Annotated in this window: 13 protein-coding genes; 6 read left to right on the top strand and 7 right to left on the bottom strand. The window is 62.3% G+C overall.

What is annotated here, in order from left to right; all coding sequences use genetic code 11:
• Positions 1-3: 3 nt before the first annotated feature.
• Genes hisB through hisD form a run of 3 tightly spaced genes read right to left on the bottom strand, consistent with a single transcriptional unit; the run spans position 4 to position 3044 of the window.
• A complete protein-coding gene (hisB, locus tag BJ985_RS04225; protein WP_179386693.1) occupies positions 4-606 on the bottom strand; it encodes an imidazoleglycerol-phosphate dehydratase HisB in 603 nt (200 codons plus the stop codon).
• Entirely contained in the window at positions 603-1733 is a 1131-nt protein-coding gene (locus BJ985_RS04230; RefSeq protein WP_179386694.1) for a histidinol-phosphate transaminase, read from the bottom strand. The genes hisB and BJ985_RS04230 overlap by 4 nt, the downstream gene beginning before the upstream one ends.
• Positions 1734-3044 carry a histidinol dehydrogenase gene (gene hisD / locus BJ985_RS04235; protein ID WP_179386695.1) on the bottom strand — a complete coding sequence of 437 codons (1311 nt, stop codon included), beginning with the start codon at positions 3042-3044 and terminating at the stop codon, positions 1734-1736.
• A gap of 127 nt (positions 3045-3171) precedes the next feature.
• On the opposite strand from hisD, the gene BJ985_RS04240 reads away from it, so the two are divergent.
• Positions 3172-4068 carry a YbjN domain-containing protein gene (locus BJ985_RS04240; protein WP_179386696.1) on the top strand — a complete coding sequence of 299 codons (897 nt, stop codon included), beginning with the start codon at positions 3172-3174 and terminating at the stop codon, positions 4066-4068.
• Between the two features lie 9 nt (positions 4069-4077).
• Here BJ985_RS04240 and BJ985_RS04245 read toward each other — a convergent pair whose 3' ends face one another.
• Together BJ985_RS04245 and BJ985_RS04250 are read right to left on the bottom strand one after the other, a co-directional pair.
• Complete coding sequence (locus BJ985_RS04245; protein ID WP_150850770.1) at positions 4078-4482, bottom strand: hypothetical protein; 405 nt, start codon at positions 4480-4482, stop codon at positions 4078-4080.
• A gap of 82 nt (positions 4483-4564) precedes the next feature.
• Positions 4565-5365 carry a hypothetical protein gene (locus BJ985_RS04250; protein WP_005324595.1) on the bottom strand — a complete coding sequence of 267 codons (801 nt, stop codon included), beginning with the start codon at positions 5363-5365 and terminating at the stop codon, positions 4565-4567.
• A gap of 164 nt (positions 5366-5529) precedes the next feature.
• Here BJ985_RS04250 and BJ985_RS04255 point away from each other — a divergent pair, with 164 nt between their 5' ends.
• From BJ985_RS04255 to BJ985_RS04275, 5 genes are all read left to right on the top strand, one after another.
• Positions 5530-6069, top strand: a complete 540-nt coding sequence (locus tag BJ985_RS04255) for a TetR family transcriptional regulator (protein ID WP_005324593.1) — start codon at positions 5530-5532, stop codon at positions 6067-6069.
• 21 nt (positions 6070-6090) lie between these two features.
• Positions 6091-8289 carry a glycogen debranching protein GlgX gene (gene glgX, locus BJ985_RS04260; protein ID WP_236587098.1) on the top strand — a complete coding sequence of 733 codons (2199 nt, stop codon included), beginning with the start codon at positions 6091-6093 and terminating at the stop codon, positions 8287-8289.
• Between the two features lie 13 nt (positions 8290-8302).
• The gene (locus BJ985_RS04265; RefSeq protein ID WP_179386697.1) at positions 8303-9631 is read left to right on the top strand and encodes an exonuclease domain-containing protein; all 1329 of its coding nucleotides are present in this window, start codon (positions 8303-8305) and stop codon (positions 9629-9631) included.
• 79 nt (positions 9632-9710) lie between these two features.
• A complete protein-coding gene (locus tag BJ985_RS04270) occupies positions 9711-10328 on the top strand; it encodes a hypothetical protein (RefSeq protein WP_005324579.1) in 618 nt (205 codons plus the stop codon).
• Between the two features lie 10 nt (positions 10329-10338).
• Positions 10339-11337: a GTP pyrophosphokinase gene (locus BJ985_RS04275; RefSeq protein WP_179386698.1), complete on the top strand. Its 999-nt coding sequence runs from the start codon at positions 10339-10341 to the stop codon at positions 11335-11337.
• Between the two features lie 21 nt (positions 11338-11358).
• Here the strand turns inward: BJ985_RS04275 and BJ985_RS04280 are convergent, their stop codons facing one another.
• Positions 11359-11748, bottom strand: coding sequence for an RNA-binding S4 domain-containing protein (locus BJ985_RS04280; protein WP_005324575.1), 390 nt, complete (start codon positions 11746-11748; stop codon positions 11359-11361).
• Positions 11749-11988, bottom strand: coding sequence for a hypothetical protein (locus tag BJ985_RS04285; protein WP_179386699.1), 240 nt, complete (start codon positions 11986-11988; stop codon positions 11749-11751).

The following is an 11988-nucleotide window of genomic DNA, read 5'->3' on the forward strand; positions in this document are numbered from 1 at the left end:
GTTCTAGAGTGCTCCCTTCGTCGATGGAATTCCAGTCTGGCGGGGGTCGAATTCCACCGCACCGCGCAGCGCACGCGCGACGGCCTTAAACTCCGCTTCCGTAATGTGGTGCGGATCGCGCCCATAGCGCACGTTGAGGTGGAGCGTTACCGCAGCGTGGGTGGCGAGCGTTTCAAAGAAGTGGCGGTTGATCACGGTGGCGTAATGCCCACCGATGGTCTGCCACTGCAGGTGCTCTGGTTCGCCGTTCATGACGAAATAGGCGCGACCAGAAAAATCTGCAACCGCTTCCACCAAGGCCTCATCCATGGGCAAAAGCTGGGAGCCAAAGCGGCGAATGCCGGCCTTATCCCCCACCGCCTCACGCAGCGCGGTGCCGAGCACGATGGCGGTATCTTCCACAGTGTGGTGGGCATCTACCTCCACATCGCCCTCAGCCTGCACGGTGAGATCAAAGCTGCCATGAGTAGCAAAGGCCGTGAGCATGTGGTCAAAGAAAGGCAGGCCAGTAGCAATATCGCTACGCCCCGTGCCATCGAGGTCGATGACCACAGAAATCTGCGATTCCGACGTCGCCCGCTGGGCGCGCCCTACGCGGTTGCTCATGCTTCGCTCCTTTTACCTGCGGCCGGGGAATCAGCCACTACTGTATCCGCAAGGTCCTCTGCCACAGCCAAAAAGGCCGAATTTTCTTCTGGCAGCCCCACCGTCATGCGCAGGTAGCCTGCGATGCCAACATCGCGGATGAGCACTTCCTTATCCAAGAACTGCTGCCACACGCGGTGTTGGTCAGCAAAGCACCCGAAGAAGAGGAAGTTGGATTCGCTCGGCAGGACGGTATAGCCCAGTTCGCGCAAGCGAGCGGCCACCCGCTCGCGTTCGACGGCGATCTTTTCCACGGTGGCGAGCGTATCCGCGCTATGGCGCAGCGCCACCGTCGCCGCAGCTTGGGAAAGCACGGACAGGTGATACGGCAAGCGCACCAGCATTACGGCCTCCACAAAGGCCGGGTCCGCCACGAAATACCCGAGGCGGCCGCCGGCAAAATCGAAGGCCTTAGACATGGTGCGCGAGACCACCAGCTTCGTGGGGTATTTATCCAGCAGCGTCACCGCAGAAGGCGAGGAAGAAAATTCGCCATAAGCTTCATCGACGATGAGGATGCCCGGGGCGGCGTCGGCAAGCGCGGCAATATCGTCCACGCTGGTCACCCCGCCGGTGGGGTTATTTGGCGTAGTCACAAAGATGATATCCGGCTGGTGCTGCGCCACGGCTGCGAGCGCCCGGTCCATATCAATGCGGAAATTCTCATCGCGCGGGCATTCCACAAACTGCGTATGGGTGCCGTCCGCGAGGATAGGGTGCATGGAATAAGACGGGGTGAAACCGAGCACGCTGCGGCCTGGACCGCCGAATGCCTGCAACAGCTGCTGCAGAATCTCATTCGAGCCATTGGCCGCCCATACCTGTTCAGAGCCCACGCGCACCCCGGTTTGTCCAGAAACGTAGTCCGCCAGGGCCTGGCGCAGCTCCACCGCATCGCGCTCCGGATAGCGATTGAGTGTGGTGGCAAGGCGCCGGGTCTCCGCCACCAGGTCATCCACTAGTGCCTGCGAGGGAGGATAGGGATTTTCGTTGGTATTGAGCTGGTAGGCCACGTGGAGTTGCGGCGCCCCATAGGCAGACTTGCCGCGCAGCTCCTCGCGCAGGGGAAGATCATTAAGGTGCGTCATTTACTTCTCCTCGAATCGGGCGCGGATAGCCTCGCTGTGGGCGGGCAGCCCTTCGGCCTCCGCAAAGGCGATGACGTGCGGGGCAATCTCTTCCAACGCAGCTCGGTCATACTCAATAAGGTTGACCGGCCGCAGAAAGGTATGGGTAGAGAGGCCGGCAGAAAAGCGCGCCGTACCGGAGGTGGGCAATACGTGATTGGAGCCGGCCGCGTAATCTCCGAGCGGCACTGGAGCAAAGTCCCCTACAAAGATGGCACCGGCGTGCTTAATCCGCTCGGCCACCGCGCCGGGCTCTGCGGTGTGGATTTCCAGGTGCTCAGCGGCATAGGCATTGGCCACCGCCACCGCTGCGTCCAGGGAATCGATCAACACAATTCCGGATTGCTCACCGCCTAGAGCTTCGGCCGCCCGCTGCGCATGAGCGGTGGCGCCGTAGCGCGCCTCTACCTCTGTTTTCACACGCTGAGCCAGGCTTGGCGATGCCGTAATGAGCACACTCGCGGCCATCGGATCATGCTCGGCCTGGGAGATGAGGTCATAGGCCACATACACCGGATTCGCGGTGTCATCAGCGATAATGGCGATTTCGGTCGGCCCGGCCTCGGCATCAGTGCCCACCACGCCGCGCACCAACCTCTTGGCTGCGGTGACGAAGATATTTCCAGGACCGGTAATCATGTCCACCGGGGCTAGTTCGGCGTCATCATCGCCGTAGGCCATCAGCGCGATGGCTTGGCCGCCTCCTACCGCCCAGACCTCGTCCACGCCCAGCATCTGGCACACGGCCAGCACCGTGGGGTGCGGCAGACCGCCGAATTCCTTTTGTGGCGGCGAGGCTACCACTAAGCTTTCCGAGCCGGCCGCCTGTGCTGGCACGGCGTTCATAATCACCGAGGACGGATAGACCGCCTTGCCTCCCGGCACATATAGCCCAACGCGCTCGATGGGGCGAAAGACCTCGGTCACCGTGGCACCTGGTGCCAGCTCGGTGGTGTGCGCGGCCGGCTTTTGCTCGGCGTGAACCTTGCGAACCCTCTCGATGGAGGCCTCAATCGCTTGGCGCACCTGCGGGTCTAGACCGGAAGCGGCCTTCTCCAACTCCGCTTGGGGCACCCGCAGATGGGCTGGACGCACGCCATCGAATTGCTCGCCATAGTCCAAGGCCGCCGCCGCGCCTTCGTGACGTACTCGATGAACCAGCGGCGCCACCTTGTCCACCACGGCGGCGACGTCGGTGCCACCGCGCGGCAAAACTCGCCGCAGCTGGGCGGGGCGCAGCTCGTGGCCACGCAAATCGATGGTGCGGAGCATTCCCGGATCCCCTTTTTGCCAATCGGATTTCTGTTATTAAACCAATATCCTAATGGCCAAACGCCAGCGAGGGGGCCGGTTTGGGCTATAGACTCGATGTCAACACAGCTTTAAGGTGGTGGCAGCGATGAGCGAGATTGAACCCTCTCTTCTGCTCGCGCATGCCTGCACCATCGCCCGCGATAATGATGTTTCCTGCTGGACCCTGCCCACTGGCGAGCTACTCGTGCCGCATGCGGCCGGTGGCTCCACTTTCATTTTTGTAGACCAGCTGGAAGAACCGGTGCTCCACCTGCACACCAGCCCCCGCGGCGGCGTCGATCTCAGCGAGATCTCTGAGCTCGCGCACTTGGCCAACGAGTGGAATCACGATTGCCTCTCCCCGGCCGTCGTGGTTGATTATGACCAGCCCGACTGCGTGAGCGTGTCTGGCCATAGTTATCTGCCGGCCGACACCTCCCCCAGCCGCGAACAGCTCGCGGCATTCCTCCTACCGGCGCTGCGCAACGCGGAGGTCCTCATGGATCTGCTCGCTCAGTCGCACCCCGGCCTCGTGCGCGAAGCCTCACCGGAGCTTGCCCCGCTTGCCGACGCCCCCTTAGAACCCTTCACCCTCGATAGCGTGGCCGAGATCCTGCCGCTTATCGGCATCCAACGCTTCCAAAGCGACGGCGCCACCGCCATCTACGCCTGGGTCAATGACGTCCTTTTCGCCTTCGCACTGGACAACGGGCCCAGCCTCATTCTCAAAGGGCATTGGGACCCCAGCCTGGACGAGGCGGAATTTACCCGGCTATTCCTCATTTGCAATGACTGGAATCGCGCCCACCACGGCGCCGTGGCATTTTGCCACCACACCTCCGAGGGCCTGCAGGTGCGGATGGATGCCGCCACCATTACCGCCGCGGGACTTACCCGGCCGCAACTATTTAGCGCCATCGGCCGCGGGCTCAAGCACATTCTGCACGGCATCGATGACATTGCGCACGAAGTAACCGGCGCCTCCCCCGTCGAATGGCCCTAGACGCGCGGATTACCAATCTTCATCGGCACTCACAAAGGCCGTGGACCAATAGGCAAACATCGCCATAAAGGGCGCGACCGCCCACGAGATGGCCGGGGAGAAATTTGGCGCGAACTCAACGACTTCCCCTGGGTTTTCTGGCGGATGCGTGGCAGTGACCCCGCCAAAGACATAAAACGACGCCGCCCCGGCCAGGGCACATACGCCGACCCACAGGAGCATCGACAAGCCCCGCCCCTGCCGGCGCAGATACGCGCCCAACCCCAAGAACAAACCAAGCAGGCCGGTAATGAGGGCAAAGGTGATAAAGGCGATGAACTGGGCGTTTCCCATCGCATCGATGGCATAGCCGCCGTCATCCACCTCATGGCCGGTAAGTGTCGGCCGGAAAAGCCCCCACAGCGCACCGGCCACGCCATACACCAGGAGCGCACACGCGAGTAACCCCGCACCAAAACCTAGGGTGCGGGGTAACCGGAGTTTTAACAATGACAACTTAGTTACAGAAGGTCCAGTTGCCGTTCTCGCGGCGGAAACGAACCGTAGAGGTCTCGGTGCCCTCAGAGTTGGATACGCTCACGGTTGCAGAAGCATCGTCGCCATTGACCACAACGTCGTTGACGGACTGCAGCTTGGTCGACTGCGGGATGGACTCCAGCTGGCCAGCGAACTTCTCTACCTCGGGGTTGCCACCGCCCTGCTGGCGCATGGTGTTGGCGTACTCAGCAAAGGACTGGTTCGGCAGGCTATCGACGTACTGCTGGTACTGGCCGAACTCCTGGGACTGCTCATCGCGGACTGCCTGGCAGGCGTGCTGCGGCATGTAGTTGAAGTATTCCTTCACGTTATCGATCTCGTGCTGGCCGCGAACCAGCTGCTCGATGGCCTGCTTATCGCCATCATTAGCGGCCTGGCCGCCTTCGATCGGCTTGATATCCTTCGCTCCAGCGAAAGGATCCTCACCATTGTTCAGCGGGTTAGCCAGCTGATCGGGCCCCTCGCCAGCGCCGTCCTCGCCTTCTTGGCCTTCTGCACCCGCAGCGGCGTCCTTCTTTTCGCCGTCCTTATTCTGATCCTTTTCTTTGTCTTTGTCCTTGTCCTTATCCTTATCCTTGGACTTATCGGCATCTTTGCCCTCGGACTTATCTGCAGACTTATCCTCAGAAGACTTGGACGCCGTGGTGGCGGCAGCCTTCTTGGAGTCGTCATTGTCATCCGAACCACACGCAGCCAGCGCCAGCGGGGTGACCAGCGCAACCGCGATGAGGGACTTCTTTGCAGGGGTCAAAAAGGACAAGGGAAAGCTCCTGAATCAATCTTGCGAGTGTGAAGCCGCCCCAAGGGCGGCCTCTTATTTGTCTTCGCAATACTAACAACCCGACGATGGAAATGACATTGAGACTCCGTTAAAAGAACCTGTGAACTACCGTCCCGCCCGGCCAAGTCCGTACAATTGCCAAGGTGCACATAAACCGCGAGAGTATTATCGACGCCGCTCTTTCCCTGCTTGATGCCTACGGGCTTGGCGACGTCACCATGCGTCGCGTTGCTTCCTCCCTCGGCGTCGCCCCCGGCGCGCTCTACTGGCATATTGCCAATAAACAGGCGCTCATTGCAGCCCTAGCGGAGGAGATTATCTCCCCCGTTTCTGGGGAGTCGCTCGAGGCTATCAGCCTCAATCTTCGTGATTTACTGCTCGCCCGCCGTGACGGCGCCGAGGTAGTCATTGCCGGCCTCTCCCTCCCACAGGCCCCTGCCTGGGATCACCTCTTGGCGGCCTTCACCGCTGCAGCCGCTCACAGCACGCCCGCCGCCGACAGCGCCCACCGCGCCGCCGCACTGTCTGCTATTCACCTCGTGCTCGGCGCCACCTTGATGGAACAGTCCCAACGCCAGCTTGCAGAAACCACCGGTGAGTCGCCGGCCGCAGATTATCGCGCAGACCTCATACGCGGCGTACGCATTATTAACGCCGGACTTGCGCACGGCGCTGGGGACTAAAATGTGGTTATGCTCGTGGGCATGAACACTCCCGCCATGGACGCAGTCCCCACGCCCACCGAGAGCTACGGTCGCCAAATCTGGCCCGGCAAACCCACCCCACTGGGATCCACCTTTGATGGATCCGGCACCAACTTTGCCCTGTTTTCCGAGGTAGCAGACAAAATCGAGCTCTGCCTCATCGACAAAGAAGGCAACGAGGAACGCATCGAAATGTCGGAGGTCACCGCCCATGTGTGGCATATTTACCTCCCCAATGTCACCCCTGGCCAGCGCTATGGCTACCGCGTCTATGGCCCCTATGAACCAGAAAACGGCCTGCGCTGCGACCCTTCCAAGCTCCTTGTAGACCCCTATGCCAGGGCGTTCGACGGCGAATTCGACGGCGATGCCTCCCTTTACTCCTATGACATCCATGCCGAGGAACCCGGCACCGGCCGCAACGAAGAAGACTCGCTGGGCCACACCATGCTGTCGGTGGTCATTAACCCCTTCTTTGATTGGCGCAGCGACCACCGCCCCCATATTCCCGATAACGAAAAGGTCATCTACGAAACCCATGTCAAGGGTATGACCATGACCCACCCGGACGTGCCGGAAGAGCTCCGCGGCACGTATGCCGGCATGGCCCACCCTGCCGTCATTGACTACTTCAAAGAGCTTGGCGTTACCACCGTTGAACTCATGCCCGTCCACCAATTCCTGCAGGACGATCGCCTGCGCAACCTGGGGCTGCGCAACTACTGGGGCTATAACACCTTCGGTTTTTTCGCCCCACACCATGACTATGCCTTTGCCAAGAAGCCGGGCGAGGTGGTCTCCGAGTTCAAGTCCATGGTTCGCGCCTTCCACGAGGCCGGCATCGAGGTCATCCTCGACGTGGTTTATAACCACACCGCCGAGGGCAATCACATGGGCCCGACCATTGCTTTCCGCGGCATCGACAATGGCGCCTACTATCGCCTCGTCGAGGGCGATGAGGCCCATTACATGGATTACACCGGCACCGGCAATTCCCTCAATGTCCGCCACCCGCACTCGCTGCAGCTGATTATGGATTCGCTGCGCTACTGGGTTACGGAGATGCGCGTCGATGGCTTCCGCTTCGACTTGGCTGCGACCTTGGCGCGGGAGCTTGACGACGTCGATAAGCTCGCTACCTTCTTCGACCTAGTCCAGCAAGACCCCATTGTCAGCCAGGTTAAGCTCATCGCCGAGCCGTGGGACATTGGCCACGATGGCTACCAGGTGGGCAACTTCCCGCCGATTTGGAGCGAATGGAACGGCAAGTACCGCGATACCGTGCGCGATTTCTGGCGCGGCGAGCCCGCTACCCTAGGTGAATTCGCCTCCCGCCTGACCGGCTCTTCGGACCTCTATGCCGATAATGACCGCCGCCCCACCGCCTCCATCAACTTCATCACCGCTCACGATGGGTTTACCTTGCGCGATCTTGTGTCCTATAACGACAAGCACAACGAGGCCAATGGCGAGGACAACCGCGACGGCGAATCTTTCAACCGCTCCTGGAACTGTGGCGAGGAAGGCCCCACCGATAACGACGATATCCGCAAGCTGCGCCGCCGTCAGGCCCGCAACTTCCTGACCACTCTCCTGCTTTCCCAGGGCACTCCTATGCTCTCGCATGGCGATGAATTCGGCCGCACGCAGGATGGAAATAATAACGTCTACTGCCAGGACAACGAGCTGTCATGGATGGACTGGTCCATGCTGAAGGAAGAAAAATCCGCCGCGATGCTGGGCTTTACCAAGCGCGTCCTGGCCATCCGCAACCACCACCCCGTCTTCCGCCGCAAGCGTTTCCTCGCCGGCGGCCCACTCGGCGCGGACGTCAAGGAACGCGATATCGCCTGGCTGGTTCCTTCGGGCCGCCTGATGACCCAAGACGACTGGGACCACGACTTCGGCCGCGCCCTCATGGTCTACCTCAATGGCAATGCGATTACGGAAACCACCGCCCGCGGCGAGCGCATCACCGATGATTCCTTCATCATGATTTTCAACTCCCACGACGGCGAAATCGAGTTCACCCTGCCCACCAAGGATCTCGGCGCTACGTGGCGGCTGATGGTCGATACCGCCGATTCCGGCGGCTACCCCGCGGAGGAAACCCTCATTGAGGCAGAGGGTACGATCACGGTGCAGCCGCGTTCAACGCTGATTCTGCGTCAGATTGAACCGCCCATCTTCGATTCCTAGAGAAAGGCCCCTCGTGTCATTTCCCGCGCACGGCGTACTCATCGATGTCACAGCGGATAAACTCGTGCTCCACCGCACCCTGCTGGCTACCAGCCTCGGCGCCCCCGCCACGCAGGATATCCCGCTTGAGTCCATCGACACCGTGCGCGTGAGTGAACCGACCGCCACCGGCTTCGGCGCCCTCGAGTTGGGCGCCGCCGGCACTATCGCCTTCGCCCCGCACCAAGACCCGCAGGCAGTCGCCCGCGCCATTTCCGCCGCACAGCGCGGCGAGGCCCCCTCCTCCGCCGCCACCATCCCCGGCCTCGATTTCACCGCCGTGGACGTGGAAACGGCCAATGACAACTGGGGCTCGATCTGCCAAATCGGTGCGGTACGCTTCCGCGACGGCCAGGAGACCGACTCCCGGTCCTGGCTGTGCACCCCTCCACCAGGCCTAGAGCACTTTGCCGATATCAACGTCTCCATCCACGGCATTACCGCGGACGATGTGAAAGGAGCGCCGGCTTTTGCCGACGTCGCCAAGGAGCTCTTCGATTTCCTCGGCGGCGACGTGCTTGTCGCCCACAACGCCCAGTTCGATTCCACCGCACTGCGCTCCGGCCTGCTTACTGCCGGTGCCGAGGTGCCCACCGTGCCGCTGGCCTGCTCCCTCGCGCTGTCCCGCGATGCCTCCAAGGCCAAGGTTATTTCGGTGCGCAACCACAAGCTGCCCACCGTCGCCGCCCACCTGTCTGCGCCGGACTTCAGCCACCACGACGCCACCGAGGATGCTCGTGCGGCCGGCGAAATCATCGCCCGTTTGGCCGAGCGCTTCGGGCACACCGGCAGCATCCGCGATCTATTCACCGCCCGCGAATTCACCTTGGGCCGCCTTGATTCCGAGGCCATCCTGCCCGTCCTGCGTGCCCACACGGCCCCCACCTCCGGCGCGGACCTCGGCGCTGGGACCGACTTCCGCGACCAAACCCGCGCAGCCGGTGCCAAGAAAAAGTCCAGCGGGCCCGCCCCGTGGCAGTCCGTCGCCACCCCGGACACAATCCCGGAGCCCAACCCCGACGCCGACCCGGAGGGCGCACTCTACGGCCAGCATGTCACCCTCACCGGTGATTTCGAGCCCTATGACAAGGGCGTGCTGTGGCAGGGCATCGCCGAGCGCGGTGGCCAAGTGGCAAAGAACGTCACCAAAAAGTCCACCCTGCTCATCGTGGGCGAATGGGCCAAGAAGACCTCCAAGGAAAAGCGCGCGGAGGAGCTGCAGGCCAAGGGCCAAGAAATCGACATCTGGCCGGCCGATAAGCTCTTTGCTGAGCTGCAGCTCGACGCCGAGCCACCCTTCTAGGTCCGCCCGGGGAACCAAACGGCGGTTTCTCCAGTCCAATTAAGGCGACCACCCCTACCGCCACACTGGAGAACCCGCCGTGACCGTCGCCCTGCGCCCGCCTCGCCCCACCACCGCAAACCTGCTGCCTGCTCTCTTTGCTCGTTCCTGGCTGAAAGAACAGCGGCTTTCCGACGACGGCTTTTGCGACTCCCTCGCCACCATCCAGCTCTCCCCCAGCCTGTCCATGGCGCTGGTCTTTCCCGGCAAGCAGACCTTTCGCCGGCTGAGTCACCGCGGCCTCGCAGACATGGACATCTCCACGCGCCGCGCATGGAACCACGCCTCGCATAATCTGCAGCGCGCCGCCCTCGATTCGCAAGGGTTGCGTTTTTGGACCCGGCCTGCCGCCTGCGAGCTGCCTTCCGCCGCTCGTTTCGGTGGCTTGCAGGTGCGCTCCCACGGCGCACCGATTTCCTCCTGGATTGCCCACCCAGAGACCTTTACCGTGTTGGACAAGCACATGCGCCGGCTCCTGCGATCGCACTCCCTGACCTACCTAGTTCCGGACTCCGCCACGCTCTTTGCCTTTGCCCACCTGCCGGACACCTATGCCCGCCAGCTGGCCGCCGATGCCGTCGCGCGCGTGCCCCGCCATCGCACCGTGCTCCACCCACGCCCGCTAGTATGGTCTAACGGATTCCCGCGGGAGTTATGAAAGGAGCACTATGCCGGAAAGTAGGATGTCGCGGCTGAGCAACCAGTACCACGACTGGGCGCGCAGCCACCCCACCGCCGCGGTGGACTTCCGCACCGCCATCGAGGACCTCCTCAATGACGCCGGCATCATCTTTGACCGCGTCTCTACCCGCGTAAAGACCTGGCCCTCGCTGAAGGCGAAGGCCAAGAAGCGCCGCGAGAACGGCGATTTTGTCTATCCCCAGCCCTGGCAGGAGATCCACGATGTGATGGGCGTGCGCGTGACGTTGTATCACTCCACCGCCATCCCGCAAGCGCTCAACGTCTTTGGGGAGTCTTTCCACGTGGAGCGTTCCGTAGACAAGGCGGCCGAAACTCGCATCTCTGGCGGATTCGGCTATGGCTCCCACCACTTGGTGCTCACCGTGACCGAGGATAGCGCCGCCGCGATGGAAGAACTCGCAAGCTACGTGGGCTGGACCTTCGAGGTACAGATACGCACCGTCCTGCAGCACGCATGGGCGGAATTTGAGCACGATATCCGCTATAAGCAGGGACCGAACCCGCCCTCGCCGGAGGTAGATCGCCTCTTTACCTTGGCCGCGGGGCTTATCGAGCTCGCCGACCAGCAATTCGATGAGATCGCCGCCCTCAAGGCCCCCGATACAGAAACCGACAAGGACGTCGAGCTTACCGCCGAGACCCTGCCGGGCGTGCTCGCCATCATTTTGGGTAACCGCTTCCCGCTCTCGCGCTCGGAGCACTACCGCTTCTTGGCGGAGCTCCTGGAACAGAACGGCGTGCGCCACCTAGGCCAGCTTGAGCAGTTGCTGGATGACACCGCCATTGCCCACGTCCACGACGCCATGCGCTACCGTTTCCGCCCCGGCCAGGTGCGGCTTATCGACGACCTGCTGCTCAACAAGTTTGGCAAGCAACACATCGAGGCCACCGCCGAATCCGGCGACCGCCCAGGCCGCAAGCGGCGGCTTACTGCGCGCCTGAAAGCCCTGCGCGCCGCCCACTAGCCGCGCGGTAATTTCGGCGACTTACCGGAAACCGCCGCGGAATTTCTCCATATCGCGGCGCTCCTTCTTCGTCGGCCGACCGGCACCGCGCGGGCGCACGGGAACCGACGGCAGAAACTCCTTGGGCGGCGGCGGTGGCGCGTGGTCCGTATAGCAGGTACGCGCGACGGGCGCGCCGACGCGCTTAGCGACGGTCGCTAAAACCTCGAGGTCATGCTCATGGTGGTTGCGCCACACGCGCACGCGGTCGCCCGGCACCACCTGTTGGGAAGGCTTGACGGCCTCGCCGTTTATCTTCACGTGCCCGGCGCGCACGGCCGTCGCGGCCGCGGACCGGGTTTTAAACATGCGAACGGCCCACACCCAGGCATCGATCCTGACGGGGCGGCCGCTAGGTTGCGGTGCCGGCATCTAGTACTGGTTGTGGTTCTCGTTGACGATTTTCTGGATCTTCAGCCAGTTATAGCCGCCACCTGCGACGGCGACGATGGCCCCCAGTAGCATCCAGGCCCAGAAGTTAGCCGAAAGCACGCCGAGCACTACGCCCACACCGAGGCCGCCGGCCACGCATACGACGGCGTTGCGGGAGTGCTTGCGCACCTGCTGCTTGCGCTGCGCAATGGGGTTATTCGGTCGTTGCTGCATAGTCAT

Origin of the sequence: Corynebacterium tuberculostearicum (genome assembly GCF_013408445.1) — a bacterium.
Lineage (GTDB): Bacteria > Actinomycetota > Actinomycetes > Mycobacteriales > Mycobacteriaceae > Corynebacterium > Corynebacterium tuberculostearicum.